Raw genomic sequence first — 25100 nt, 5'->3', positions numbered from 1 at the left:
CTGTCACGGCAATCACGGCTGCCCTGCCGGGCACGCGCACGGCGCGGCCCGGGAAGGCGGTCGGCCCACTCGCCTCCGACTACACTGTGCGTTTTTTCTGGATCGGGGCGTGTCCATGGATGACGAAAACGATAGCGCGGTGCTCGAGGCGCACGTCGGTACGCGCAGCCCCTGCTGGCGTCTCGGCAGCGACAGCAACGCGCTCGAACTGGCCGCGGTCCGCGGCCTGACCAACGTCGCGATCGCGCTGACGGTCGAGCAGGCCGCGCGCATCCGCGCGCTGACCGGCGTCACGTCGCACCTCGTGCTCGACATCGTGCTGTTCGGCAACCCGGTCAGCCTCCATCTCGTCGGCAGGAAGGTCAATACGGTCGACTGGGCCGGCACGGCGTCCGCCTATTCCGATACCGAATCCGTCGCCGGCGACCTGTCGCACGGGCTCGCGTTCGCCGAGCAGGTCGTGTCCGAAGTGAATTCGCTCGTCGTGATCCTCGACCGCAACGGGATGGTGCAGCGCTTCAATCGCCTGTGCGAGGAAGTGACGGGCAAGCGCGAGGTCGACGTGATCGGCCGCAGCGCGTTCGAGCTGTTCATGAGCCCCGAGCAGGGCGCGCAGTCGCGCAGCAACATCACGGGCTTCTTCGCGAGCAACCAGTCGTTCGCGGTCGAGCGCTACATCAACACGGTCAACGGGCCGCGCCTGTTCCAGTTCCGCAACAAGTTCGTGCAGAGCGGCAGCGGCGTCGACGAGCAGTACCTGATCTGCTCGGGCATCGACATCACCGAGGAGCGCAACGCGCAGCAGCGGCTCACCGAGCTCGCGAACACCGACGTGCTCACCGGGCTGCCGAACCGCCATGCGATCAGCGAGCGCATCCACGCGGCGATCGCCGCGGAGAGCGAGCAGACGCGCGGGCAGGTCGGCATCCTGTTCCTCGATCTCGACAACTTCAAGCGCGTCAACGATCACTACGGGCACATCACCGGCGACCGCCTGCTGCAGGACGTGTCGGCGATCATCAGCGGCTGCCTGCCGTCCGGCGCGACGCTCGCGCGGCTCGGCGGCGACGAATTCCTCGTGCTGTTCGAACAGGGCACGCGCCCGCTGCTCGAAGCGACCGCGCAGATCATCCTCGAGCGGCTGCGCACGCCGATCCATCTCGGGCTGATGGAGGTCTACACGAGTTGCTCGATCGGCATCGCGATGCATCCGCAGCACGGCGATTCGCTCGAGACGCTGATCCGCAGCGCCGATACCGCGATGTACGTCGCGAAGGAAGAGGGCAAGCATACGTATCGCGTGTTCTCGCTGGAGATGAACCAGAAGGTCGCGAAGTACATGTGGCTCGACACGAACCTGCGCAAGGCGCTCGAGGAAGAGCAGTTCGTGCTGCATTACCAGCCGGTCGTCGATATCGCGACGGGCGACGTGCACGGCGTCGAGGCGCTGATCCGCTGGCAGTCGCCCGATCGCGGGCTCGTCGCGCCGGTCGAGTTCATCCGTTTCGCGGAAGAGTCGGGGCTGATCGCGCCGCTCGGACGCTGGGTGATGCGCACGGCAGCCGCGCAGGCTGCCGCGTGGAAGGCGAAGGGGCTCGGCATCCGGATCGCGGTGAACGTGTCCGCGCGGCAGTTGCAGGACATGAACATCGTGCATCAGTTCGCGTCGATTCTCGACGGCGCGGGGCTCAAGCCCGGCCTGCTCGACATCGAGCTGACCGAGAGCTGCTTCATCGAGGACGAGGACGCGGCCATCGGGCTGATGCGGCAGTTCCGCCAGCTCGGCGCGGAGATCCATCTCGACGATTTCGGCACCGGCTATTCGTCGCTGTCGCAGTTGTCGCGGCTGCCGCTCGACGCGATCAAGCTCGACCGCACCTTCATCACGGCGATCGACCGCAATCCGCGCTCGCAGGCGCTGGTGCGCTCGGTCGTGTCGCTCGCGAAGGCGCTGAATTTCGCGGTGGTCGCCGAAGGCGTCGAAACGCATGCGGAAGCCGAATTCCTCAAGCAGCTCGACGTCGATCACGCGCAGGGCTACTACTACGCGCGGCCGATGCCGGCGCAGGCGTTCGAGGCGTGGCTCGCGGAGACGAGAAAGCTCAGGCTGATCGCCTGAGCGTCGTTCCGGACAAGGCGCCGCCGGCCGTCGGCGGCGCCCGTCGCATTACACCGTGCGCAGCTTCGACACGCGCCGGTTCTGCAGCATCACCAGGCGTTCCATGTACGCGAGGTCCTTCGGCTCGATCGTGAACGCCGCATGGACCCACGCTTCCGTGATGTCCATCAGCTCCGAGCGCGACAGCTGGAACACGCGTTCGCGGGCGCGCAGCATCGCACGGATGCCGTTCAGCTTGGGCTTCGTCACGTCGATGAAGGTGCGCGTCGCGAGATACGCGTCACCGGCGTCGAACGTCTCGTCGATCAGCCCGCAGTCTTCGTACCACTCTGCCGCATGCGCTTCGCCGGTCGCGATCAGCGATTCCGCGAGGCCGCGGTTCGCCTTGCGCGCGACCAGCGAATAGCCGCCCATGCCCGGGAACAGGTTGAACGCGATCTCGGGGAACCCGAGTTTCACGCCCTTCTGCGCGAGCACGTAGTGATGCGCGAGCGCGGCCTCGAAGCCGCCGCCGAGCGCGCTGCCCTCGACCATCGCGATCGAGATCGCGCCGGTGCCGAAGCCCGTGTAGATCTCGTACACGCCGTCGATGCACGAGCGCGCATAGGCCATCAGCTGGTCGCGCCGGCCGCTGCGGATCGCGTCGACGAAGAAACTCAGGTCGCCGCCGACGTTGAACAGCTCGGGGACGAGCGAGCCCGTCACCCAGAAGTCGAACGTGAGGCCCGAGTCGCGTGCGACGCGCGCGAGATGGATGATGTCGGTGACGAGTTGCTGGTTGAAACACGGCCGCGGCTCCGATCGCAGCATCATCCACATGACGTTACGGCCTTCTTCGTAGAAGGCCGTCAGTTGCGAGAGTTCGCCGGCTTCGTAAAACGGCCGGCACGCCGGATGGGATTGGAGTTGCATGGTATGTCCTCGTGAGATGTGGTTTTAAAGACCGTCGCGCCATGCGCCATGCGGGTATCGGGTGGCCCGCCGGGGCGCCTGGCGCGAGGCAACGCCATTGTTGCGCGCGCACAAAAGTCGAATTGCGGGGAACAACGCACGAACGGAAAACCCGTGCGGCTTGCGTTCGAACGAAAGGGCGGGTGACGACGAAGGGCGGGACGACGGGTTGAGGTCGGTGGGGGAGGGGACTCGAGTGGAGCGGGCGCGCCGGCGTCGCCGGTCGCTTACGCGCTGAAAGCGACGTCAGGACGCCGATCCGCTGTTGCGGATCGGGTCGACCGGCGTGGGGGCGATTCGTCTCGTCGCGAGCGAGCGAGAGGGCGCGCGCGGCGCGCATGGCCGCTCGGCGTCGATCGGCTTCGGATGCCGCCGTTCGGGATGCAGCACCGTTGGCAGCGTGCCGAACAGGACCACACGCAGCCACGCGAACGCCATCACGCGGTCACCGGTTGCGCAAGCGTCACCGATCGGCATGAGATCTCCTTCCCGCTGGCGCGGCTTGACGCTTGCCGGCCCGTCGCCCACACTGGGCCGCACGACGGCCGCGCGTGCGAGTGCGCGCGAGCGGCCCGTCATGCGCGCGTCATGCGGTACGACTCCCGCTCCGGCGCGCGGCGCTGACGCCCGACAACGAACGCGCGGAGAGCTTCGACGTGGTGCGTTTTTATTCCCGATGGACCGGCTGCCTGTTCGCGTGCGCCGTTGCGCTCGGCGCGGGTACGGCGGTGGCCGATACGCGCGGCGCGGACGATTCGCACGACGCGGGCGAGACGGCGCCCGTCACGCTCGTCAGCGACGTCCACGAATTCGTGATCCAGCACGACGGTTCGCTCGACGAGCACGACGATTCGACACTGCGCGCGAACGACGCGAACGGGATCGACACGGTCGCGCAGCGCTACGTGTGGTTCGACAAGCATCTCGAGAAGGTGGAACTGCTCGCGGCCGAGACGATCGACCGCGACGGCGTCGCGCATCCGGTCGGCGCGGACGGCATCCGCGACGTGCAGGAGCCGCGTTCGGCCGGCGCGCCGACGTTCCAGGACGGGCTGCTGCGCACCGTCGTGTTTCCCGGCGTCGAAGCCGGGTCGAGCACGCGCGTCGCGTTCCGCAAGACCCGCACGAAGCCGGTCAATCGCGGCTACTTCGGCTACACCGTCGAGCCGTCACGCGAGCCGGTCGACAGCCAGCGGCTGATTTTCGACGTGCCGGCCGACATGCCGCTGTACGCGGATGCGCGCGGCTACGTCGCGCTGCCGCCGGTCACGGCGAACGGTCGCACGCGTTACGAATTCGACTACCGGCACGGCGCGTACGATCGCATCGAGAGCGGCGCGGTCGGCTATCCGACCTACGGCGACCGGCTCGTCGTGTCGACGCTGCCCGACTACGCGGCGTTCGCCGCGCGCTACCGCAACGCGGCCGTCGACCCGGGCGCGAACGATCCCGCCGTCGTGCAACTGGCGCGCGCGCTCACGGCGAGTGCCGCCGAGCCACGCGACAAGGCGCGCATCCTGTACGACTGGGTGCAGGCGAACGTGCGCTACGTCGGGCTGTTTCTCGGCGAAACGGCCGCCGCGCCGCATCGCGTGACCGACATCCTGCGCAACCGCTACGGCGACTGCAAGGACCACGTCGCGCTGTTCGGCGCGTTGCTCGCGGCGGTCGGCATTCGCAGCGAACCGGTGCTGATCAATCTCGGCTCGGTGTACACGCTGCCGTCGGTCCCCGGCTACGGCGCCGGCGCGATCAACCATGCGATCACGTGGCTGCCCGATCTCGGCCTCTACGCGGACACGACGACGGCCGGCATCGCATTCGGCTACCTGCCGCCGATCGTGATGGATCGCCCGGCGCTGCTGGTCGATACGGGCGTGCTGTCGCGCACGCCGGCCACGCAGCCGCGCGGCCGCACCGCGCGGATCGCGATCGATGCCGCGCAGCCCGGCGCCGCGCGTGTTCAGGCGTACGTCGAGGACGACGGCTGGACGGCCGAACTCGAGCGCACGCTGTTTCGCCGCGCGTCGCGCGAGCGCATCGAACAACTGGCGAACGAGCGCCTGCGGCAAAGCGGCCTGCGCGGCCGCGCGCAACTGTCGACCGGCGACCGGCGCGTGTCCGACGGCCCGTTCGACGTGACCGTGACCGGCACGCTCGATCATTTCGTGTGGCCGGACGGCACGACCGCGTTGCCCGCGCTGTCGAGCCTCACGGGCGGTATCGCGACGCAGGTCGAGGCCTGGCTGGCCGAGCCGGTGCGCACGCAGCCGTGGGGCTGCGTCGGCGGCACGTTCGACGAGACCGGCCAGATCGCGCTGCCGGCGGGCGTCGCCGTGACCGACCTGCCGGCCGATACGGCCGTGCACGACCGGTTCGTCGACTTCACGTCGCATTACGTGTTCGATGCGGCCGCGCGCGTCCTGCAGGTCACGCGGCGGATGAAGGCGGATTTTGGCCGGCAGGTCTGCACGCCGGACGAGTTTGCCGCGCTGCGCGCGTCGCTCGAGCGCATCGAGCGCGACACGCAGGCGCAGATCGTCGTGCGGGCGAAGCAGCGTTGAGCGGCGCGGGCACGGCATTCGCTCCGAAGCGGCGAATGACCGCCATTGCCGACGCGCAGGAGGACATCATGACGGAGCGGGATCGCGAGATCGCCGAACTCTCGAAGGAATTGCTGGGCCGGATCGTGCAGGGCGCCGTCACGAACGGCGCTGCCGTGGATGCGCAGCAGTGCGCGGCGCTCGCCGTGCAGTGCGCAACGGCGCTGGTCGACAGGCTCGATGCGTTGAAGTGACGCGCGGCAGGCCGTCGCCGTCGCCGCACGTTACGCTTCGGCGGGCACGTCGCCGTCCGCGCGCACGGCGCCCGGCGGCTTGCCGACCACGCGCTTGAACGCCCGGCTGAACGCGGCGAGCGAACCGTAGCCGAGCCGGTACGCGACCGCTTCGATCGTCTCGCGGTCGCGTGCGATCCACTGCGCGGCGAGCCGCATCCGCAGCTCGGTCAGGTAACGCACGGGCGTCATCCCGGTGGCCGCGAGGAAGCGCTCGGCGAACACCGAGCGCGACACGCCCGCTTCGGCCGCAAGCTCCGCGACGCTCCAGTTGCGGCCCGGGTCGCGATGCAGCGCGACGATCGCGCGGCCGAGCTTCGGCTCGCGCAGCGCCTGTACCCAGCCGGTCGCATCGCCGCATCCGCACTCGACCCAGCCGCGCACGATGAACGCCGCGACCACGTCCGCGAGCCGCGCGAGGATGCCCGCGAAGCCCGCGCGCGCGGTGCACGCTTCGCGCTCCATCGCATCGAGCATCGGGCGGATCTCCGGGTAACGCGCGAGCAGCGTGCCCACGTGCATGAACTCGGGCATCGTGCCGACCAGCGGCTGCATGCCGCCGAGGTCGAGTTCCATGCACGCGCTGAAAATCAGCGCATCGCCGGGGCCGGGCTCCGTCGTCGCGCAGGTCGCGGGCGAGACGCCGGCCGACGCCACCGACGCGACCGTATCGCAGATCTTCGCGATCTCGAAGCCGTTGATCTCGCGGCTCGGCACATCCGGATCGGACACCAGCGCGTGCATGCCGCCGTGCGGCAACAGGATCGCGTCGCCGGCCTCGAGCCGCATCGTGTCGCCCGACGCGTCGCGCAGCAGCACGGGCCCGCGCACGACGAAATGGAACTGCGCGCGGCCCGGCGCATGGCCGAAATTCAGCCCGAACGGCCGCGCGACCTGGATGCGGCGGTACTGGACGCCGCTCAGGCGCATCCCCAGCAGCAGCTCGCTGACGAGGTCGTGCGTGTCGGGAGTCGGGGGCAGAAGGGGCTCGGACATATCGAGATACGGACGTTCGATCAACAAGAACGGATTGTATGTCATAGACCGTCCTGCCGCCGTTCCTTACGATACGCCCTCATCAGTACTTTCCCTAACCGACACGGAACCTCGCATGAATCCCGGAATCTCTTCGGCCGCCTCGACGGCGGCCCCCCGCGAACCGGCCTGGGGCGCGGTATTCGCGATGGCGCTCGGCGTGTTCGGGCTCGTCACGGCCGAATTCCTGCCGGCGAGCCTGCTCACGCCGATGGCCGAGAGCCTCGGCGTGACCGAAGGCGTGGCCGGACAGGCCGTCACGGCCACCGCCACGGTCGCGCTCGTCACGAGCCTGCTGATCTCGGCGCTCACGCGCACGATCGACCGGCGGCGCGTGCTGCTGGTGTTCTCGGTGCTGCTCGTCGCATCGAATCTCGCTGTCGCGTTCGCGCCGAATCTGGCGATGCTGCTGATCGGCCGCGTCGTGCTCGGCATCGCGCTCGGCGGCTTCTGGACGATGGCGACCGCCACCGCGATGCGACTCGTGCCGACGGCGATGGTGCCGCGCGCGCTGTCGATCATCTTCAGCGGCGTGGCGGTCGCGACCATCGCGTCCGCGCCGATGGGCAGCTACTTCGGTCACCTGATCGGCTGGCGCAACGTGTTCCTGATCGCGGCCGTGCTCGGCGGCCTCGCGTTCGTGTCGCAGCTTGTCACGCTGCCGTCGATGCCGCCGAGCGGCACGACGCGGCTGCGCACGCTGATCGACGTGCTGCGCCGGCCGACCGTCGGCCTCGGGATGTTCGCGACGATCCTCGTGTTCACCGGCCATTTCGCGTTCTTCACGTATCTGCGGCCGTTCCTCGAACAGGTCGCGGGTGTCGGCGTGAACGGGCTGTCGGCGATCCTGCTCGGCTACGGCATCGCGAACTTCGTCGGCACGTCGCTCGCGGGCCGCGTGCTCGAACACCGGCTGCGGCCGATGCTGATCGGCATGCCGGCGCTGATGGTCGTGCTCGGCATCGCGCTCGTCGTGCTCGGCCGCGCGCCGATGATCGACGCGGTGCTGGTCGCGTTGTGGGGAATGGCGTTCGGCGGCGTGCCGGTCGCGTGGTCGACGTGGGTCACGCGCACCGTGCCCGACGAGGCCGAGAGCGCGGGCGGGCTGATCGTCGCGGCGATCCAGCTCGCGATCGCGACGGGCGCGGCGGCCGGCGGCGTCGTGTTCGACGCGAACGGCGCGGCAGGCGTGTTCGTCGGCGCGGCGATCGTGCTGGCGGTCGCGGTCGCGACGATCGTGACCGGCGTGCCGAAGCGGGTCGGCGTGGTCGCGTCCTGACCGGCCCTGCGGCCCGGCGGCTCGTGTCGCACGGGCTGCCAGGCGATCGTCCGCGCGTCAGGCGGCGCCGGCGCCCGCGATGCCGTCGAGTGCCGCGAGCGCGTCGGCCGGCAGATCGAGGTCGGCGGCCGCGAGATTCTCGCGCAGATGCGCGACCGACGACGTGCCGGGAATCAGCAGGAGATTCGGCGCGCGGCGCAGCAGCCACGCAAGCGCGACCTGCATCGGCGTCGCGCCGACGCGGGCGGCGACGTCGGACAGCGTCGACGACTGCAGCGGCGAGAAGCCGCCGAGCGGAAAATACGGCACGTACGCGATGCCGTCACGGGCCAGCGTGTCGATCAGTGCATCGTCGCCGCGATGCGCGATGTTGTAGTGGTTCTGCACGCAGACGATGTCGCAGATCCGCCGGCCTTCTGCAACCTGCGCGGGCGTGACGTTGCTCAGGCCGATGTGCCGGACCAGCCCGCGCCGTTGCAGTTCGGCGAGCGTGGCCAGCGGCGCTTCGATCGATCCCTCGGCCGGCCCGTGCGTGTCGAACATGATGCGCAGGTTGACGACGTCGAGCACGTCGAGCCCCAGGTTGCGCAGGTTGTCGTGCACGGCCCGTTCGAGTTCGTCGGGCGCGAAGGCGGGCAGCCACGACGCGTCGTCGCCGCGGCGCGCGCCGATCTTGGTGACGATCACGAGATCGTCGCGATATGGATGCAACGCGTCGCGAATCAGCCGGTTCGTCACGTGCGGGCCGTAGAAGTCGCTGGTGTCGAGATGGTCGACGCCGGATTCGACGGCTTCGCGCAAGACCTTCAATGCGGCGTCGCGGTCTTTCGGCGGGCCGAATACACCGGGGCCGGCGAGCTGCATCGCGCCGTAGCCGATCCGTCTGACGTGGCGATCTCCGAGCCTGAAGGTGGCGGTGTGGCGAATGTCGGGCATGACGTGCTCCTGTCGATGAGATGAATGAATGCGTTCAGCATAGGGACGAGTCGTCTGCGCGATAAGCCGGCATAATTCGCACGGGTTGTACGAAAAGGCGAACAATGCAAACCGATCTGGGCGATCTGAACGCGTTCATGGCCGTGGCGCGCGCCGGCGGATTCCGCGACGCCGCGCGCATGACGGGCCTCAGCGCGTCGGGGCTGAGTGAGGCCGTGCGCCGGCTGGAAGCGCGGCTCGGCGTGCGGCTGCTGCATCGCACGACGCGCAGCGTCGTGCCCACCGAAGCCGGCGAGCGCCTGCTCGCGCGCCTCGGGCCCGCGCTGACCGAAGTGGCGGCGGCGCTCGACGGTATCGACGAATTCCGCGGCCGACCGGCCGGCACGCTGAAGCTCAACGTGCCGGTCAGCGCATCGCGGCTCGTGTTGCCCGCGATCGTGCCGCGCTTTCTCGATGCGTATCCGGACATCCGGCTGGAAGTGACCGCCGACGAAAATTTCGTCGACGTGCTGGCGGCCGGATGCGACGCGGGCATCCGCTACGACGAACGGCTCGAACAGGACATGATCGCGGTGCCGATCGGCCCGCGCGTCCAGCGGTTCGCGACCGCGGCGGCGCCCGGCTATCTCGACCGGCACGGCCGGCCGCGGCATCCGCGCGACCTGCTCGACCATCGGTGCCTGCGCGGGCGTTTCGCAAGCGGCGCGATGCCGCCGTGGGAGTTCGAGCGCGACGGCGAGGTCGTGCGGGTCGAGCCGGCCGCCGGTCCGCTACTGGTCCAGATCGGCGGGGCGACGGAGCTGATGGTCGACGCGGCGATCGCCGGTACGGGCATCGTGCATCTGTTCGAAGACTGGCTGCGCCCGCATGTCGACAGCGGCGCGCTCGAACCGGTGCTCGAACCGTGGTGGCGGCCGTTCTCGGGCCCGTTTCTGTACTATCCGGGGCGGCGTCTGGTGCCGCCGGCACTCCGCGCGTTCATCGATTTCATTAAGGCATCCTGAGCGCGGGTCGGCGCACCGGCGCGTGCGCGTGCGCGTCGAGCCGCTGCCGGTGGTACGCGCCGGTCGCGTCGTCGGCCGGAAACATGCACGCGATGCGCGGTTCCCGCGCGGCCGCGCTTGGCGGCGTACCGATCGTCGTGATCGGCGAGAAGTAGCGCAGCACGACGCCTGCGGGAACAAAGCCGATCGGGATGACCGGCAGCGACGGCGCGGCGGCCGCCCGCCGCCCCGCGAATCCGTCAGCCGCCTTGCTTGACCAGCGCCGCCAGCGTCTTCATTGCCTGCAGATACGGATACGGCCCGTGGCTGATGCGCGCCACGCCGTACTCCGCGAGTTCCGCGAGCGTCGGCGTTTCCGCGACGCGCATCACGTTCACCGGCAGCGGCGACGCGGCCGTCAGCGCGCGAATGAGCGCCGGCGAGCGCAGGCCGGGCACGAACAGGCCGTCGGCGCCGGCCGCCGCGTACGCGCGGGCGCGCGCCAGCGTCGCGTCGAGCAATCGTTCGTCGTGCGTCTCGGCTGCCGCCTTGAAGAACACGTCGGTGCGCGCGTTGATGAAATAGTCGACGCCCGCGCGATCGGCCGCCTGCCGGGCCGCCGCGATACGGGCCGCCGCTTCGTCGACGTCGCGCAGTTCGCCCGTCGACGGAAAACTGTCTTCGAGATTGCAGCCGATCGCGCCGGCCCGGATGCTCATCGCGATCGTCTCGGCGACATCTTCCGGCCGCTCGCCGTAGCCGCTTTCGAGATCGACGGTGACGGGCAAGTCCGTCGCACGCACGATCCGCTCCAGCACCTCCATCATCAGTGCGCGCGGCATCTGCTCGCCGTCGACGAAACCGTTGGCTGCCGCGACCGACCAGCTGCCGGTGGCCAGCGCGACGGCGCCGGCGTCGGCCACCGCGCGCGCACTGCCGGCGTCCCACACGTTGAACAGCGCCAGCGGCTGGCCCGCGCGGTGAAGCGACCGGAAAATCGCGCCCTTCTCGTTGTTGCCCATGCTCGTCTCCTTATGGATACCGGATCGGTTGTCGTGCCGAGCGATATTGCCATCGAATCGGGCGGTGCGACGGACGCCGGCAATGTCTGCTGACAGCGCGTGACAGCAAGTGCGCATGATCGCCAGCGCTGGGCGATCCGCGCGCCGCCTCAGTCGCGCGAACCCGGATCGATCGACAGCGTGCGCAACTGGCCGCGCAACTGGTCGACTTCGCCCGGCGCGAACGGCCGCTCGATCTCGGCATGTGCCTGCTGCCACAACGGGAACGCCTCGGTCAGCAGGTCGTGCCCGGCCGGAGTCAGTTCGAGCAGGCGGCTGCGCCGGTCGTCCGGATCCTGCGCGATCGTGACGAGGCCGCGCCGCTCGAGCGGCTTGAGCGCCGCGGTGAGCGTGGTGCGATCCATCGCGAGCAACGACGCAACCGATTTCATCGGGGCCGGTTGCGGCCGGTTCAACGACATCAGCAGCGAAAACTGGCCGTTGGTGAGGTCGAGCGGGCGCAGCACATCGTCGAAGATGCGCGCCAGATTGCGCGCCGCGCGCTGCATGTGCAGGCACAGGCAGCAATCGCGCACCATCAGCGTCGTTTCGAAGGGAAGCTTTTCTTTTCGTGCCATGTTGCAATTGTGTTGATATCAACCTATCTTGTCAAGGTCGAGGCGCGGCAACCCGCCGCGTCCGTCATCGGAGGAGAAGGCATGAGTGCGCAACAACAGTTGTATCTCGCCGTATTTCTCGGGACCCGGGACAGCCCGGCGATGAAGGCATGGATGGCGCTGCCGGAGGACGAGCGGCGCACGCGCGAGCGCGACGGCATCGCCGCGTGGCATGCGTGGGTCGAGCGCCATCGCGACGCGATCGTCGAACTGGGCGGCCCGCTCGGCAAGACCAAGACCATCGACGCCGGTGGCATCCGCGACACGTCCAATGCGCTGAGCGGCTTCAGCGTCGTGCGGGCGGCATCGCACGAGGCGGCCGCCGCGCTGTTCGAAGGTCATCCGCATTTCACGCTGTTCCCGGGCGTGTCGGTCGACGTGATGCCGGTGCTGGCGATTCCGGGCGCATGAGCGACGCGTGAGGCCGGACACGACGTGTCGCCCGATGCGATGCGCGTGGTCCGGATGCAGACATTTTCCCGACATTCTGGATGGAGATGGGCGATGAAGCTTTACGGATTTGCCGGCACCCGCTCGCAGCGGGCGCTGTGGGGGCTGAAGGAACTGGATGCGGATTTCGAATTCGTGTCGGTCAACCTGCTCGAGGGCGAGCACAAGCGGCCCGAATTCCTGCGCCTGAATCCGGCCGGCAAGGTGCCGGTGCTGGTGGACGGCGACCTCGTGATTCCCGAGTCGGCCGCGATCGTGCTGTATCTCGCGGACAAGTACCCGGAGAAGGCGCTGCTGCCGGTCGAGCCGGCGCTGCGGGCGGAGGCCTATCGATGGGTCATGTTCGCGGTGACGGAACTCGAGCAGCCGCTGTGGCGGATCACGCGGCATACGTTCATCTATCCGCCGGAGAAACGCTCGCCGGCCGATATCGAACTGGCGCGCGAGGATTTCACGACGATGGCCGCGATTCTCGACAAGCATCTCGAAGGGCGCGAATTCATCGTCGGCGATTCGCTGACGGTGGCCGATTGCGTGACGGCTTACCTGATCGACTGGGCGAGCGAATGCCACCTGATCGAACCGTTCCCGCAACTGCGCGCGTATCTGGAGCGGCTGTATGCGCGGCCGAAGGCGCCGCAGCGGATCGCGGAGGCGCGGAAGGCGGCGTGACAGTGAAACGGGTGCCGGGTCATGCGCCGCATCGGCGTGACCCGCCGCGTCCGCGTGCGATCACGACACCGTGTCGGGCCCGCCGAGCGCACGACACAGCATCGCCAGATCGCGCAACGTGAGATGCGGTGTCGCCGCCTGCGGCGGAGCCGGTTCCCCGCCCGCCCGAGGTTCGCGCACGACCCACGCGGCCTGAAGCCCCGCATTCAACGCGCCGACGATGTCGAGGTGGAAGTCGTCGCCCACATGCAGCAATTCGGCCGGCCGCACGCCGAGTGCGTCCGCCGCCGCATGGAAGATTTCGGGTTCCGGCTTGGCGAAGCCGAATACGCGCGCGCTGAGCGTCGTGCGGAAGAATTCGCCGCCGCCGGTCAGCCGGAGATCCGCGTTGCCGTTGGTGACCGCGATCAACGGAAAGCGGGCGCTCAACCACGCCAGCGCCGGCAGCGCGTCTTCATAGAACTCGACGCGATTGCGCGCCGCATAGAAGATGTCGTAGGCCCGATCGGTCAGCGAGACATCTTCGTTCGCGCGTTCCAGCGCCAGCCGGATCGAGCCGATTCGCATCGCGCGATAGTCGCTGGCGAGATCCGGATACAAACGTTCGTATTCCTCACGGAGCGCGCTGAGCGCCTGTTGCGTCGGCAGCACGCGCTCGGTATTCGGCGCGTGCTCGAGCAACCATGCGCGAAGCGTCGCTTCGGCCCGGACGACGGACGGCCCGAACGGCCACAGGGTGTCGTCGAGGTCGAACGACAGGGCGGAAACTTGGGTGAGACGCATGGCGGTTGAAAGCGGGAAGTCGTGTTACCAGGGCCACGGAACGGCGGTTCCGGTGCCGTTGTCGACGGCGTGCCGATACAGGAAGCGCGCGACGGTCAGGTCCTGAAGCGCGAGGCCCGTCATGTCGAAGACGGTGATCTCGTGCGCGGCACGGTCGACCGATGCCGCACCCGCGAGGATGTCACCGATTTCCGTGCGCGGCAAATCCGGCGCCCACTGGCACTCGCCGATGCTGCGCGCCTGATCGTGATCGTCCACGACGATGCGCGCGCGTTCCAGCACGCCAGGCGGTAGTTCGCGCTTGCCCGCGGTATCGGCGCCCACGCAGGTCAGGTGGGTGCCCGGCCGAACCGCATCCGCGTCGAACAACGGCCCGCCGCCGGGCGTGGCCGTGATCACCACGTCGCTGTGGGCGACCGCATCGTTCCGGTCGCGCGCCACGCCGATCGTGCACCGTTCGACGAAGTGCGATTCGAACGCCGGGTCCGGCTCGCCGCCGACGTTCACGTATTGCACCGTGCACCGCTGCGGCAGCAGCCGGAGCGCGTAGTCGAGCTGCACGCGCGCCTGCACGCCCGTGCCGAACACGCAGATCCGCGTGCTGTCGCGGCGTGCGAGCTGTTGCAGCCCGAGGCCGCCCGCGGCGCCGGTCCGCGCGGCGGTGATCGCGTTGCCGTCCATGATGCACAGCGGGCGGCCCGTCGCCGGATCGAACAACGCGACGGTCGCCTGATGCGGCTCGCCGCCGCGTGTACGGTTGCCGGGCCAGAACCCGGCCGCCTTGAAACCGAGTAGATCCTGGCCGGCGACGTCGCCCGACTTGATGCCGAACACGCCGCCGGTATGCAGCTTCTCGCGCACCACCGGGAATACGCGTCCGGCCCTTTGACTGTGCAGCACGAATGCTTCGCGCACGGCCGCCATCACTTGCCCGGCTTGCAGGGCGGGCTCGATGGCATCGCGGTCGAGGAGAAGGAGGCGGGCGTCGGTCGGCATGGTCGGGGGTGCCTGTCCGGCACGAGACGAATCGAGAGTGTTTAAAGTTTGTCCAGAACTGGATAAATGGTCAATGCGCGGATGGCGCGGCATGGGCGCCGGACTTCGCTTACCAGCCGTAGAAGCGTGGCCACGTCTGCGCGGCGTCGTCGTCGCCGATCGCGTGGTAGTCGGGATGTTGCGCGCCGGTCGCGCACGCGTGATTCGGCAGGATGCGCAGGCGCGTGCCGATCGGAAACCGCCGCGCGATGTCCGTATCCGGCGTGCCCGCGCGCGACACGATCCCGTGTTCCTGGTTGGCGGCGCTCATCAGGTAGTCGTCGAGCACTTCGCCGGCTTCGGTGCAGATTTGCCCGTAGCCGAAGTCGCGTGCCTGGCGTTGCGTGCCGCGGTCGCGGCTCATCGCCATCCAGCCCGCGTCGACGATCGCCCAGCCTTTCTCTTCCTGATGACCGATGACCGTGGTCAGCACCGACAGCGCGATGTCGGACTGTTCGCACACGCCGATGTTGTGCATCACGAGGTCGAACATCACGTACACGCCGGCGCGCACTTCGGTCACGCCGTCGAGCCGCTCCGCCGCCAGCGCGGTGGGCGTCGAGCCGATGCTCACGACCGGGCACGGCAACCCGGCGGCCCGCAGGCGCTCTGCGGCCAGCACGGTGCGGCTGCGCTCCTGTTCGGCGATCGCGGCCAGCGCGTCGGGCGTGTCGTATTCATAGCTGGAGCCCGCATGAGCGAGCACGCCGCCGAGCAGCATGCCGCCGCCGGTCAGCGCGCGGCCGACGTCGATCAGCAGGTCGGCTTCGGGCGGGATGCCCGAGCGGTGGCCGTCGACGTCGACTTCGATCCATACGTCGAACCGTTCGCCGTGCTCGCGCCCGAAGGCGGCGATCGCCTGCGCGGCCGGCAGGCTGTCGGCGACGATCTTCAGGTCGCAGCCCTGCCGGCGCAGCGCGAGCGCCTGCGCGAGTTTGGCGGGCACCATGCCGACCGCATAGACGATGTCGCGGATGCCGTGCGCGAAGAACTGCTCGGCTTCCTTGAGCGTCGACACCGTGATGCCTTGCGCGCCCGCCGCGATCTGCGCGTCGACGACGTGCCGGCATTTGGTGGTCTTGACGTGCGGCCGGAACCGGACGCCGAGTGCGTCCAGATGCGTTTGCATGCGCGCGATGTTGCGCTGCATGCGGCCGACGTCGATCAGGGCGGCCGGGGTATTGAGCGTATGAAGGTTCACGAGGTGTCCGATGGCGTGGTTGCCGATGCGGACACTGTAGGGCGGTTGGGCCGCCTCGTGTTTAATGCGCGGCTAATCTGCCATTAAGCCGCATTTAACACTCATGCCTTGCCGCGCCACGGCGGCGGATCGAGAAACCGCTGCGCGGCGTCGAGAAACACCCGCTGCCGCGCGGAGCGGCCGGTACGCGACGGCAACAGCGCGGTCACCGGCGCGGCCGGCAGGTTCCAGCCGGGCAGCAGCCGGACGAGCTTGCCGTTCGCCAGCAGCGGCGCGACGTCCCACTCGGAGCGCTCGACGATGCCGAGCCCGGCGAGCGCCCATTCGGTGATGACGGTGCCGTCGTTGGACGACAGCGCGCCGCTCACGCGGATGACGGTAGCCCGCCGCGATTCGCCCTCGATGCCGCTGCCGGGCGAGAAGCGCCAGCGCGGGATGTCTTCGTCGTTCTCGCGCAGGCACAGGCAGTCGTAGCGCGTCAGGTCGGACGGATGCTTTAGATCGTTGAGGCGGCGCGCGTACGCGGGGCTCGCGCACAGGAAGCGCTCGTTGGGGGCGAGCGGATAGCCGATCCACGACGACGACTTGAGGCTGCCGACATGGACGACCACGTCGGCCCCCGCCGCGCTCGTCAACGGGCTTTCCGACAGATGGAGCGAGATGTCGAGTTTCGGATGCGCGCGCTGCAGGTCGCGCACGATCCGTGCGACGTATTTGCGGCCGAAGCCGAGCGGGGCGACGACGCGCAGCGTGCCCTGTACGTCGCCGTGGTCGCCCGCGAGGCTGCCCGGCAGCGCTTCCACGCGCTCGAGAATGCCGACGGCTTCCTGGTACAGCCGCTGCCCTTCGTCGGTCAGCGCGATCCCTTTCGGCTGCCGCACGGCGAGCCTTGCGTTCAGCCGTGCCTCCATCCGCTGCAGGCGAATCGTGACCGCGGGCGGCGTGAGGTCGAGCAGCCGGGCGGCAGCGGCCAGGGAGCGCGACGTGCCGATCGCGCGGACGAGTCGAAGGTCGTCGAGGTCGAGCATTTCATGGCTCTTAATGCCGGTGATGTCGAGCATTAAACCGCACATCGTGCGGCGAAGCCATCGACGCGGCGTCGAGGGGCGGCGACAAGCTCGACCGGAACGCGCCTGTCACATTCGCCCGATACATTGAATTTTTCGATGCCATCCGGCATTCGGCACGTATTTCCCGATCGATTCGACCGCCCGTCATGACACTGACCCAGCTTCGCAGCTTCATTGCCGTCGTCCAGCACGGCGGTTTCACCGCGGCCGCCCGCGCGCTATCCACCAGCCAGACGACGATCACGTCGCAGATCCAGACCCTCGAACACGAACATGGCGTCGAGCTGTTCCACCGCCGCGGCCGGCGCGTCGAGCTGTCGGCGGTCGGGCTCGAATTCCTGCCGATCGCGCGCCGCATCTGCAGCGACGAGAGCGATGCCGCCGCGCTGCTGCGCGACAGCGGCGCATTGCAGCGCGGCTCGCTGAAGATCGGCGCGGTCGGCCCGTTTCACGTCACCGAGATGATCGACGCGTATCACAAGCTGCATCCGCACATGCACCTGTCGGTCGCGCTCGGCAATTCGGAAACCGTCTTGCGCGATCTCGACGAGTACGTGTGCGACGTCGGCGTGGTGGCCCGCGCGTTCGAGGACGCGCGCTACTTCACGCAGCGCTATGCGAGCTTTCCGGTGATCGCGTTCGTGCGCTCGACGCACCGCTTCGCGACGCGCGACGCGATCACGCTGCACGAGCTGGCCGGCGAGCCGCTGCTGATGCGCGAACCGGGCTCGACGACGCGCCGCGCGCTCGAAGACGCGATGGCGGCGGCCGGCCTGACGCCGCGCATCGCGATGGACATCGGCAGCCGCGAGGCGTTGCGCGAGGCCGTCGCGCGCGGGCTCGGCGTCGGCACGGTATCGAAGGCCGAATACGTGCCCGACGAGCGGCTGCGGCCGCTGCGCATCGACGGCGACCCGGTCGAAACCCATATCCACGTGTGTTGCCTGAGCGAACGGCGCGGCAGCCGGCTGGTCGCGTCGTTTTTCGATGCGGTCGCGCGGTGCCGGCCGCTCGACGCGTGACCGCGGGCAACGACGCACCGGCATGCGGCGGCGATCGATCGAAAAATTCGGTCGATCCATAGCCGATGACCGGGATTTTCGATCATGAACGCGTCATCGCGGATGCCTAACCTGATGCTCGTCCCCATTCCATTCAGGTGCGAGCATGTATTGCGCGGCAGATCGGTTTTTCGTGTTGGTTCGTCATGCAGAATATCGGGTCGTGAACGGACAAGTGTGCGATACGCGGCGTCGCCCGGGAGCGGCGGCATGAGCGACTGGCACTTCCACAATCCCGTGCGGATCCGCTTCGGCGTCGACGCGCTCACGGATCTGAGCGATGCGCTCGGCGGACGCAGCTATGCGATCGTCACGTATCCCGATGCCGTGTTCGCGCGGCTGGCCGACCGTGTCGAAGCGCAGCTCGGGCCGGCGCTCGCGCGGATCGACTGCGTCGAGGCGAACCCGTCGGTGCCGATGCTGCGACGCGCGTGCGAGCGGCTCGCCGCGCTGCCCGCCAAACCGGACGTGCTGATCGCGCTCGGCGGCGGCTCGGTGATCGATTCGGCGAAAGTGCTCGCCGCCGAACACGGCGATTTCGATCGCGTGCTGCGCATCCTGTCCGGCGCCGCGGGCACGACGGGCGACGCACCGGTGCGGCCCGCGCTGCCGATCGTCGCGATCCCGACCACGGCCGGCACCGGCAGCGAAGTGACGCGGTGGGCGACCGTCTGGGATCCGCACAACGCGCGCAAGCTGTCGCTGTCGCGGCCCGATCTCTTTCCGGAAACGGTGATCGTCGATCCGCGCCTGATGGTCGGCCTGCCGATGCAGCCGACGCTCGCCAGCGGTCTCGACGCGTTGTCGCACGCGCTCGAAAGCATCTGGAACGTCCATGCGAACCCCGTCACGCGCGGCCTTGCCGTGCAGGCGGCACGCGAACTGATGCACGGCCTCGGGCGCGTGAATGCGCACCCCGACGATCTCGACGCGCGCAGCGACATGGCGCTCGGCGCGCTGCGCGCGGGGCTCGCGTTCTCGAACACGCACACCGCGCTCGCGCACAGCATTTCCTATGCGATCACGCTGACGCGCGGCGTCGCGCACGGCATCGCGTGCTCGTTCTGCCTGCCGGCCGTGATGCAGGCGGCGCTCGGCGTCGACGCCGCGTGCGACGCCGCGCTGCGCGAGATCTTCGGCGATACGGCGTCCGCCCCCGCGCAGCTCGTCGCATTGCTCGACGCGCTCGGCGTCGCGAGCCACCCGGCCGCGTACGGGATCGATGCGCCCGAATGGGCGCGCATCGTGGATCACGCATTCGACGGCGCACGTGGGCGCAACTTCATCGGCACCCGCGCGCGCTTCCCGCATTTCGACTTCAGCCCGGAGCAGCCCGAGCGGGCGCTTCACTGACGAGGAGCCCTCATCATGCAACCGTCTCATCCGATCGAAACGGACGCGCTCACGCGTCTCGACAACCTGCCGTGGACCCGCTTCCACACGCTGATGCTGGTCGCGCTCGGCGTCGGCTGGGCGCTCGATTCGTTCGAAACCAACATCATCGGCAGCGTGTTCGGCGTGCTGAAGTCGCACTGGCACCTGAGCGCCGCGCAGGGCTCGCTCGCGGTCAGCATCTGGGTGTTCGGGATGCTGGTGGGCGCGATCGCGTTCGGCTATCTCGCCGACCGCTACGGCCGCAAGCGCCTGTTCCTCGCGACGCTGCTCTGGTACGCGTGCTTCAGCGTCGCGACCGTGCTGTCGTGGAACTACGAATCGTTCCTGTTCTTCCGCGCGATGACGGCGCTGGCCGTCGGCGGCGAATATTCGGCGGTGACCGCGACGATGGGCGAATTCATTCCGACGCGCCATCGCGGCCGGACCGACGCGCTGATCCTGTCGGGTTTTCCGGTCGGCGCGCTGCTGTCGGCGGCCGTGTCGTATCTGGTGCTGAACCAGTTGCCGCCCGAGTGGGCATGGCGCGTGGGCTTCGGCCTCGGCACGACGATGGCGCTGGTGTTCTTCTGGATCCGCCGCGTGATTCCGGAATCGCCGCGCTGGCTGATCCAGCAGGGGCGCGTGGCGGAAGCCGAAGCGATCGTCGAGCAGATCGTCGCGAGCGTGGCGCGCGAGCCGCGCGCGCAGGCCGACCGCGCGCCATTGACGAAGCGCTACACGCCGACCCGCTTCGCGCACCAGGCGCCCGCGTTCTGGCGCAACGTCGGCGAACTGTTCGGCGCGTATCGCGCGCGCTGCGCGCTGGCCGGCGCGCTGAACTTCTCGCAGGCGGCCGTCGTGTACGGCGTGCTGTCGCTGATGGCGCTCGTGCTGCTGCCGTACCTGAAGGTGGCGTCGACGGACATGCCGATCTACTACATGATCGGCAACGCCGCGGCGCTCGCGGGCGGCATCGTCGCGGCGTTCCTGGTCGAGGCTTGGGGCCGGCGCGCGTCGTTGTTCGCAAGCTATACGTTCACCGTCGCGGCGATCGTCTTCATCTATGCGATGCACGCATTGCCCGGCATGGTGTTCGGCTACTGCCTGATCCAGTTCGGCGTCACGTGGGCGTACATCTCGGGCTATGTGGTGTCGTCCGAAATCCTGCCGACGCGGATTCGCGCGACGGGGCTCGGCGTGTCGGTCGCGATCGGCCGGCTCGGCGCGGTGATCGCGCCGCTGATGCTGACGAATGTTTACGCAATGTCGGGCTCGCCGTCGGCCGCGCTGGTCGTGCTGCTGGTGCTTGCGCTGCCGGGGCCGCTCGCGGCCGGCCTGTGGTGGCTCAACGGGCGCGAGACGCGGCGGATTTCGCTGGAAGCGTGCAGCGCCGAGGGGGACGCGCAGCCGGCGGTGGACGCCGCGCCGCGCGCGGCGTGACGCCCGGCTGCCCATCCACCTACGCGTCCAGCCCGAAAACCAGCGACCGGTGCGCGCCCACGCCGGCCGCCACGCCCGATGCCGACGCGAACGTCGCGTTGGTCATCAGGCTCGACGCGTCGCCGGCCGCATATACGCCGGCGACGCTCGTCCGCTTCCACGTGTCGACGCGAATCGCGGTGCCGAGCGGCCCGTCGTCGAACGCGCAGCCGAGCTGCTGCGCGAGGTCGCTCGCCATGTCGGTGCGCGCGCCGACGAACAGTGCGTCGATCGGCACGACCTGACCGTCCGCGAGCCGCAGCGCGTCGATACGCGGCGCAGCGCCGAGGATCTCGACGACCGGCGAGCGCTCGATGCGCACGCCGCGCGCGGCGAGCAACGCGGCTTCTTCGTCGTTCGCTTCGACCACGCCCTGCGTGAACCACGTCGTCGGGCCCCAGTCCGGAATCAGGATCGCCTGATGGACCGACAGCGGATGCGTGGCGAGCACGCCGAGCCGCTGGCCGCTGACTTCGTACCCGTGGCAGTACGGGCAATGCAGCACGCTGATGCCCCAGCGTTCGGCCAGCCCCGGCAGCGCGGGCAACGCGTCGCGGATGCCGGTCGCGAGAATCAGCCGGTCGGCGCTTGCGCGGCTGCCGTCGGCCAGCGTCACGTGAAAGCGCCCGTCCGCGTCGCGCTCGGCGGTGCGTGCCTCGCCGTCGATGCGCTGCACGGTCGGATACGCGGCGAGCTGCGCACGCGCTTCGGCGACGATCTGCGCGGGCGGCTTGCCGTCCTGGCCGAAGAAGCCGTGCGCGTGTTCGGCAAAGCGGTTGCGCGGCCGACCGGCGTCGATCACGAGCACGCGGCGGCGTGCCCGCGCCAGTTGCATCGCGGCCGACAGCCCGGCGAAGCTGCCGCCGATCACGATCACTTCATGATGGGAATGCATGCATCAACTCCTTTCTGGACCTGCGTGAATGATCCACGTGTTCCGCTGGCGGCCAACTCATGAAACACGAGAAGTTGCATGATAGGGCGATGGTATCATTCATGCAACTTCAAAAGTTTCGAGAGAAGGGGAGCCCCGCCCGTGAGAACCGACAGCCGTTTGTCGCGCATGCTGCATGCGCTGATCCACATGGACCAGGCCGACGGCCCGCTGACGTCGGAGACGATCGCGACGATGCTGTGCACGAACCCGGTCGTCGTGCGGCGCCTGCTCGGCGGGTTGCGCGACTGCGGCTACGTGCAGTCGGAGAAGGGGCACGGCGGCGGCTGGGCGCTGAGCGTCGCGCTCGACGACATCACGCTGCTCGACGTCTATCGCGCGGTGGGCGAGCCGCCGCTGTTTTCCGACCTGGTGCCCGAGGATGCACCCGAATGCCTGGTCGAACAGGCCGTCAACGCGCACCTGTCGGCGACGCTGAAGGAAGCCGAAGCGTCGCTGCTCGCGCGCTTCGGCGAAGTCACGCTCGGCATGCTGTCGCGCGATTTCGAAGCGAAGGCGGCGCGGCTGAGCAAGTCGCGCTGACGCGTCGCAGCATCGCGCTCGATCGCATCTGACGCGCGATCCGGCGCGGCGGAAACCGCCGCGCCGCCATGTTCTGTCCCCCGACTTCTGCCCGGTTCGTCCGCCACAGGGCAAAATACGGGTTTTCCGCACCCGCGAGGGTGCGTTCGAATCACGCGCCGGGCGGCGCCGGTGCGCATGCCGCACGCCGCCGCCGGGCGCCCAGGCAAGAAACGCTCGCCGTGCTGCGAGCCCACAGGAGTCCAGACCCCATGCCCGAATCCAACCTGTCCTTCTTCGGCCGGCTGTCGCTGGCCGTCGGCACGTTCTTCTCCGTGCTCGGCAATCGCGAGTTCGCGGCCGAAGTGCTGCGCGTGCGCGATGGCGCGCCGGCCCCGGTCGCGCCGGCCCCGACCCCCGCGCCGGCTGCCGCGCCGGTCGCCCCCGCGCCGGTGAAGGCGCCGGCGCCCGAGCTGCGCGAAGCGAGCCCGCAGGCCGCCCTGCAACTGCTCGGCCTGCTGCAACGCGATGCGCGCTTCATCGATTTCGTCGAGGAAGACATCGCCGGCTATGCGGACGCCGACATCGGCGCCGCCGCGCGCCTCGTGCACGACGGTTGCCGCGCCGCGCTGCGCGAACACTTCACGATCGTGCCGGTGCGCGACGAAGCCGAAGGCAGCCGCGTGACGCTGCCGGCCGGCTTCGACGCGACCGCCGTGCGCGTGACGGGCAACGTGGTCGGCTCCGCGCCGTTTACCGGCACCGTCAGCCATCGCGGCTGGCGCGTGTCCGACGTGCGCCTGCCGAAGCTGACGGGCAGCCACGACGCATCGGTGATCGCACCGGCGGAGGTGGAACTGTGAGCGATCCGCGCTATTCGATCGGTATCGACCTCGGGACGACCCATTGCGCGCTGTCGTACGTCGACAGCAGCACGAGCGATGGCGAAAAGATCGTGCAGCAGGTGCTGCCGATCGCGCAGCTCACCGCGCCCGGCGCGCTGGAATCGCGCGACCTGCTGCCGTCGTTCCTCTACCTGCCGCATGAAAGCGAGCTGACCCAGGGCGACCTGACGCTGCCGTGGACGGCCTCGCGCGCGTTCGCGGTCGGCGAAATGGCGCGCACGCGCGGCGCCGGCACGCCGATCCGCCTCGTGTCGAGCGCGAAGAGCTGGCTGTGCCATCCGGGCGTCGATCGCCGCGCGGCGATCCTGCCGAGCGATGCACCGCCGGAAGTGGCGCGCGTGTCGCCGCTGGAAAGCTCGATCCGCTACCTGACGCACCTGCGCGAAGCGTGGGACCACGCGCATCCCGACGCGCCGTTCGCCGACCAGGACGTGACGGTCACGATCCCCGCGTCGTTCGATCCGGCCGCGCGCGAACTGACGGCGGAAGCCGCGCGTGCCGCCGGTTATTCGCGGATGACGCTGCTGGAAGAGCCGCAAGCGGCGCTGTACAGCTGGATCCAGAAGAGCGAGGGCGGCTGGCGCAAGCAGGTGCAGGTCGGCGACCTGATCCTGTGCGTCGACGTCGGCGGCGGCACGACCGACCTGTCGTTGATCGCGGTGGTCGAGCGCGACGGCAATCTCGAACTGCATCGCGTGGCCGTCGGCGAGCACATCCTGCTCGGCGGCGACAACATGGACCTCGCCCTCGCGCACGTGGTCGCACGCAAGCTCGCGCAGCAGGGCACGCAGGCCGATCCGTGGCAACTGCGCGCGCTGACCTACGCGTGCCGCTCGGCCAAGGAAACGCTGCTGTCCGACCCGACCACCGATGCGGTGCCGCTCGTCGTGCCGAGCCGCGGCTCGAAGCTGATCGGCGGCTCGATCCGCACGGAACTGACGCGCGCGGAACTCACGCAGACGATTCTCGAAGGTTTCTTTCCGCAGGTCGATGCCGCCGCCCGCCCGGTGAGCCGCGCGCGTGTCGGCCTGACGCAGCTCGGCCTGCCGTATGCGCAGGACGCCGGCATCACGCGCCATCTCGCGGCGTTCCTCGGCCGCCAGGTCGCGGCGCTCGACACGCTCGAAGGCGTGCAGCGCACGCTGCCGCAGGGCGCGACGTTCCTGCATCCGACCGCCGTGCTGTTCAACGGCGGCGTGTTCAAGTCGACACTGCTCACGCAGCGCGTGCTCGACACGCTCAACGGCTGGCTCGCCGCCGAAGGCGCGCCGCCCGCCCGCCTGCTCGAAGGCGCCGATCTCGATCTCGCGGTCGCGCGCGGCGCGGCGTACTACGGCTACGTGAAGCGCGGCCGTGGCGTGCGCATTCGCGGCGGCACGGCGCGTGCGTACTACGTCGCGATCGAATCGGCGATGCCCGCGGTGCCGGGGCTCGAGCCGCCGGTGCAGGCGCTGTGCGTCGCGCCGTTCGGGATGGAGGAAGGCTCGGACGCGGCGCTGCCGCCGCAGGAGTTCGGCCTCGTCGTCGGCGAACCGGTGCAGTTCCGCTTCTTCGGCTCGTCGGTGCGCCGCCAGGATCAGGTCGGCACGCTGCTCGACTACTGGTCGCCGGAAGAGCTGCAGGAGCTGGAGGAAATCCAGGCGACGCTGCCCGCCGAAGGGCGCACCGTCGGCGAAGTCGTGCCGGTGAAGCTGCACGCGCGCGTGACCGAAGCCGGCACGCTCGAACTCGAGGCGATCCCGAGCGGCACGAACGAGCGCTGGAAGGTCGAGTTCGACGTGCGCGGCGCCCCCTGAG

Annotated in this window: 25 protein-coding genes; 13 read left to right on the top strand and 12 right to left on the bottom strand. The window is 69.3% G+C overall.

From position 1 onward, the window contains the following. Positions 1-115: 115 nt before the first annotated feature. Positions 116-2119: a cyclic di-GMP phosphodiesterase gene (gene pdeR / locus DFS13_RS11720; RefSeq protein ID WP_006495698.1), complete on the top strand. Its 2004-nt coding sequence runs from the start codon at positions 116-118 to the stop codon at positions 2117-2119. A gap of 48 nt (positions 2120-2167) precedes the next feature. On the opposite strand, the gene DFS13_RS11715 is transcribed toward pdeR, so the two are convergent. Together DFS13_RS11715 and DFS13_RS40815 are read right to left on the bottom strand one after the other, a co-directional pair. Continuing rightward, the gene (locus tag DFS13_RS11715) at positions 2168-3031 is read right to left on the bottom strand and encodes a crotonase/enoyl-CoA hydratase family protein (protein WP_006488766.1); all 864 of its coding nucleotides are present in this window, start codon (positions 3029-3031) and stop codon (positions 2168-2170) included. A gap of 285 nt (positions 3032-3316) precedes the next feature. Next, complete coding sequence (locus DFS13_RS40815) at positions 3317-3547, bottom strand: hypothetical protein (protein WP_253567345.1); 231 nt, start codon at positions 3545-3547, stop codon at positions 3317-3319. Positions 3548-3726: 179 nt separating this feature from the next. Here DFS13_RS40815 and DFS13_RS11705 point away from each other — a divergent pair, with 179 nt between their 5' ends. Together DFS13_RS11705 and DFS13_RS11700 are read left to right on the top strand one after the other, a co-directional pair. Then, complete coding sequence (locus DFS13_RS11705) at positions 3727-5634, top strand: DUF3857 and transglutaminase domain-containing protein (protein ID WP_111441793.1); 1908 nt, start codon at positions 3727-3729, stop codon at positions 5632-5634. A gap of 35 nt (positions 5635-5669) precedes the next feature. Beyond that, positions 5670-5867, top strand: coding sequence for a hypothetical protein (locus DFS13_RS11700; RefSeq protein WP_006488792.1), 198 nt, complete (start codon positions 5670-5672; stop codon positions 5865-5867). Between the two features lie 30 nt (positions 5868-5897). Here DFS13_RS11700 and DFS13_RS11695 read toward each other — a convergent pair whose 3' ends face one another. Continuing rightward, complete coding sequence (locus tag DFS13_RS11695; RefSeq protein WP_111441730.1) at positions 5898-6947, bottom strand: AraC family transcriptional regulator; 1050 nt, start codon at positions 6945-6947, stop codon at positions 5898-5900. A 70-nt stretch (positions 6948-7017) separates the two neighbouring features. Between DFS13_RS11695 and DFS13_RS11690 the strand changes: the two genes are divergently transcribed. After that, complete coding sequence (locus DFS13_RS11690; RefSeq protein WP_111441729.1) at positions 7018-8220, top strand: MFS transporter; 1203 nt, start codon at positions 7018-7020, stop codon at positions 8218-8220. A gap of 57 nt (positions 8221-8277) precedes the next feature. Here the strand turns inward: DFS13_RS11690 and DFS13_RS11685 are convergent, their stop codons facing one another. Beyond that, complete coding sequence (locus DFS13_RS11685) at positions 8278-9156, bottom strand: aldo/keto reductase family oxidoreductase (protein WP_111441728.1); 879 nt, start codon at positions 9154-9156, stop codon at positions 8278-8280. 104 nt (positions 9157-9260) lie between these two features. Here DFS13_RS11685 and DFS13_RS11680 point away from each other — a divergent pair, with 104 nt between their 5' ends. Beyond that, positions 9261-10160, top strand: a complete 900-nt coding sequence (locus tag DFS13_RS11680; protein WP_006488775.1) for a LysR family transcriptional regulator — start codon at positions 9261-9263, stop codon at positions 10158-10160. Here the strand turns inward: DFS13_RS11680 and DFS13_RS11675 are convergent. The 3 genes from DFS13_RS11675 to DFS13_RS11665 all read right to left on the bottom strand — a co-directional run bounded on the left by DFS13_RS11675 (position 10147) and on the right by DFS13_RS11665 (position 11778). Further along, positions 10147-10323 (bottom strand): hypothetical protein, encoded by a 177-nt coding sequence (locus DFS13_RS11675; RefSeq protein ID WP_006488764.1) that lies wholly within the window; start codon positions 10321-10323, stop codon positions 10147-10149. The two genes, DFS13_RS11680 and DFS13_RS11675, sit on opposite strands and share 14 nt — an antisense overlap. A 76-nt stretch (positions 10324-10399) precedes the next feature. Continuing rightward, positions 10400-11161 carry an isocitrate lyase/phosphoenolpyruvate mutase family protein gene (locus DFS13_RS11670; protein ID WP_111441727.1) on the bottom strand — a complete coding sequence of 254 codons (762 nt, stop codon included), beginning with the start codon at positions 11159-11161 and terminating at the stop codon, positions 10400-10402. 149 nt (positions 11162-11310) lie between these two features. Continuing rightward, a complete protein-coding gene (locus tag DFS13_RS11665) occupies positions 11311-11778 on the bottom strand; it encodes a MarR family winged helix-turn-helix transcriptional regulator (RefSeq protein WP_034202769.1) in 468 nt (155 codons plus the stop codon). Between the two features lie 81 nt (positions 11779-11859). Here DFS13_RS11665 and DFS13_RS11660 point away from each other — a divergent pair, with 81 nt between their 5' ends. Together DFS13_RS11660 and DFS13_RS11655 are read left to right on the top strand one after the other, a co-directional pair. Beyond that, the gene (locus DFS13_RS11660; protein WP_006488774.1) at positions 11860-12228 is read left to right on the top strand and encodes a hypothetical protein; all 369 of its coding nucleotides are present in this window, start codon (positions 11860-11862) and stop codon (positions 12226-12228) included. A gap of 93 nt (positions 12229-12321) precedes the next feature. Next, on the top strand, positions 12322-12939 hold the full coding sequence (locus tag DFS13_RS11655; RefSeq protein ID WP_006488786.1) for a glutathione S-transferase family protein: 618 nt from the start codon (positions 12322-12324) through the stop codon (positions 12937-12939). A 60-nt stretch (positions 12940-12999) separates the two neighbouring features. On the opposite strand, the gene DFS13_RS11650 is transcribed toward DFS13_RS11655, so the two are convergent. The 4 genes from DFS13_RS11650 to DFS13_RS11635 form a co-directional block, all read right to left on the bottom strand. Next, positions 13000-13722: an HAD family hydrolase gene (locus tag DFS13_RS11650; RefSeq protein WP_111441726.1), complete on the bottom strand. Its 723-nt coding sequence runs from the start codon at positions 13720-13722 to the stop codon at positions 13000-13002. Between the two features lie 24 nt (positions 13723-13746). Next, entirely contained in the window at positions 13747-14718 is a 972-nt protein-coding gene (locus tag DFS13_RS11645; RefSeq protein ID WP_111441725.1) for an ornithine cyclodeaminase family protein, read from the bottom strand. Between the two features lie 109 nt (positions 14719-14827). After that, positions 14828-15958, bottom strand: a complete 1131-nt coding sequence (locus DFS13_RS11640; protein ID WP_111441724.1) for a DSD1 family PLP-dependent enzyme — start codon at positions 15956-15958, stop codon at positions 14828-14830. 101 nt (positions 15959-16059) lie between these two features. After that, positions 16060-17019 carry a LysR substrate-binding domain-containing protein gene (locus DFS13_RS11635; protein ID WP_006495683.1) on the bottom strand — a complete coding sequence of 320 codons (960 nt, stop codon included), beginning with the start codon at positions 17017-17019 and terminating at the stop codon, positions 16060-16062. A gap of 155 nt (positions 17020-17174) precedes the next feature. On the opposite strand from DFS13_RS11635, the gene DFS13_RS11630 reads away from it, so the two are divergent. From DFS13_RS11630 to DFS13_RS11620, 3 genes are all read left to right on the top strand, one after another. Further along, the gene (locus tag DFS13_RS11630) at positions 17175-18050 is read left to right on the top strand and encodes a LysR substrate-binding domain-containing protein (RefSeq protein ID WP_034202765.1); all 876 of its coding nucleotides are present in this window, start codon (positions 17175-17177) and stop codon (positions 18048-18050) included. A gap of 249 nt (positions 18051-18299) precedes the next feature. Then, positions 18300-19442, top strand: coding sequence for an iron-containing alcohol dehydrogenase PsrA (psrA, locus tag DFS13_RS11625; protein ID WP_006488762.1), 1143 nt, complete (start codon positions 18300-18302; stop codon positions 19440-19442). A 15-nt stretch (positions 19443-19457) separates the two neighbouring features. After that, entirely contained in the window at positions 19458-20903 is a 1446-nt protein-coding gene (locus DFS13_RS11620) for an MFS transporter (RefSeq protein ID WP_111441723.1), read from the top strand. A gap of 19 nt (positions 20904-20922) precedes the next feature. On the opposite strand, the gene DFS13_RS11615 is transcribed toward DFS13_RS11620, so the two are convergent. Beyond that, positions 20923-21837 (bottom strand): NAD(P)/FAD-dependent oxidoreductase, encoded by a 915-nt coding sequence (locus tag DFS13_RS11615; protein ID WP_105866023.1) that lies wholly within the window; start codon positions 21835-21837, stop codon positions 20923-20925. A gap of 141 nt (positions 21838-21978) precedes the next feature. On the opposite strand from DFS13_RS11615, the gene DFS13_RS11610 reads away from it, so the two are divergent. The 3 genes from DFS13_RS11610 (at position 21979) to DFS13_RS11600 (ending at position 25099) form a co-directional block, all read left to right on the top strand. Then, positions 21979-22419, top strand: a complete 441-nt coding sequence (locus DFS13_RS11610; RefSeq protein ID WP_043205036.1) for an Rrf2 family transcriptional regulator — start codon at positions 21979-21981, stop codon at positions 22417-22419. A 251-nt stretch (positions 22420-22670) separates the two neighbouring features. Next, a complete protein-coding gene (locus tag DFS13_RS11605) occupies positions 22671-23261 on the top strand; it encodes a DUF2760 domain-containing protein (RefSeq protein WP_034202763.1) in 591 nt (196 codons plus the stop codon). Beyond that, the gene (locus tag DFS13_RS11600; protein WP_111441722.1) at positions 23258-25099 is read left to right on the top strand and encodes an Hsp70 family protein; all 1842 of its coding nucleotides are present in this window, start codon (positions 23258-23260) and stop codon (positions 25097-25099) included. The genes DFS13_RS11605 and DFS13_RS11600 overlap by 4 nt, the downstream gene beginning before the upstream one ends. Position 25100: the final 1 nt, after the last annotated feature.

The sequence above is a fragment of the Burkholderia sp. 28_3 genome (assembly GCF_003253915.1).
In the GTDB taxonomy this organism is placed as follows: Bacteria; Pseudomonadota; Gammaproteobacteria; order Burkholderiales; family Burkholderiaceae; genus Burkholderia; species Burkholderia cenocepacia.
Note: the sequence above shows the minus strand (reverse complement) of the source record. Positions and strands in the feature narration are given on the sequence as shown.

What these genes read in the sequence shown, in the direction of transcription:
- DFS13_RS11690 (WP_111441729.1), top strand. Translation starts at nt 7,018, where the DNA reads ATGAATCCCGGAATCTCTTCGGCCGCCTCGACGGCGGCCCCCCGCGAA.
- DFS13_RS11715 (WP_006488766.1), bottom strand. Translation starts at nt 3,031, where the DNA reads ATGCAACTCCAATCCCATCCGGCGTGCCGGCCGTTTTACGAAGCCGGC.
- DFS13_RS11650 (WP_111441726.1), bottom strand. Translation starts at nt 13,722, where the DNA reads ATGCGTCTCACCCAAGTTTCCGCCCTGTCGTTCGACCTCGACGACACC.
- DFS13_RS11620 (WP_111441723.1), top strand. Translation starts at nt 19,458, where the DNA reads ATGCAACCGTCTCATCCGATCGAAACGGACGCGCTCACGCGTCTCGAC.
- DFS13_RS40815 (WP_253567345.1), bottom strand. Translation starts at nt 3,547, where the DNA reads ATGCCGATCGGTGACGCTTGCGCAACCGGTGACCGCGTGATGGCGTTC.
- DFS13_RS11680 (WP_006488775.1), top strand. Translation starts at nt 9,261, where the DNA reads ATGCAAACCGATCTGGGCGATCTGAACGCGTTCATGGCCGTGGCGCGC.
- DFS13_RS11665 (WP_034202769.1), bottom strand. Translation starts at nt 11,778, where the DNA reads ATGGCACGAAAAGAAAAGCTTCCCTTCGAAACGACGCTGATGGTGCGC.
- DFS13_RS11695 (WP_111441730.1), bottom strand. Translation starts at nt 6,947, where the DNA reads ATGACATACAATCCGTTCTTGTTGATCGAACGTCCGTATCTCGATATG.
- DFS13_RS11655 (WP_006488786.1), top strand. Translation starts at nt 12,322, where the DNA reads ATGAAGCTTTACGGATTTGCCGGCACCCGCTCGCAGCGGGCGCTGTGG.
- pdeR (WP_006495698.1), top strand. Translation starts at nt 116, where the DNA reads ATGGATGACGAAAACGATAGCGCGGTGCTCGAGGCGCACGTCGGTACG.
- DFS13_RS11670 (WP_111441727.1), bottom strand. Translation starts at nt 11,161, where the DNA reads ATGGGCAACAACGAGAAGGGCGCGATTTTCCGGTCGCTTCACCGCGCG.
- DFS13_RS11660 (WP_006488774.1), top strand. Translation starts at nt 11,860, where the DNA reads ATGAGTGCGCAACAACAGTTGTATCTCGCCGTATTTCTCGGGACCCGG.
- DFS13_RS11645 (WP_111441725.1), bottom strand. Translation starts at nt 14,718, where the DNA reads ATGCCGACCGACGCCCGCCTCCTTCTCCTCGACCGCGATGCCATCGAG.
- DFS13_RS11605 (WP_034202763.1), top strand. Translation starts at nt 22,671, where the DNA reads ATGCCCGAATCCAACCTGTCCTTCTTCGGCCGGCTGTCGCTGGCCGTC.
- DFS13_RS11630 (WP_034202765.1), top strand. Translation starts at nt 17,175, where the DNA reads ATGACACTGACCCAGCTTCGCAGCTTCATTGCCGTCGTCCAGCACGGC.
- DFS13_RS11635 (WP_006495683.1), bottom strand. Translation starts at nt 17,019, where the DNA reads ATGCTCGACATCACCGGCATTAAGAGCCATGAAATGCTCGACCTCGAC.
- DFS13_RS11615 (WP_105866023.1), bottom strand. Translation starts at nt 21,837, where the DNA reads ATGCATTCCCATCATGAAGTGATCGTGATCGGCGGCAGCTTCGCCGGG.
- DFS13_RS11700 (WP_006488792.1), top strand. Translation starts at nt 5,670, where the DNA reads ATGACCGCCATTGCCGACGCGCAGGAGGACATCATGACGGAGCGGGAT.
- psrA (WP_006488762.1), top strand. Translation starts at nt 18,300, where the DNA reads ATGAGCGACTGGCACTTCCACAATCCCGTGCGGATCCGCTTCGGCGTC.
- DFS13_RS11685 (WP_111441728.1), bottom strand. Translation starts at nt 9,156, where the DNA reads ATGCCCGACATTCGCCACACCGCCACCTTCAGGCTCGGAGATCGCCAC.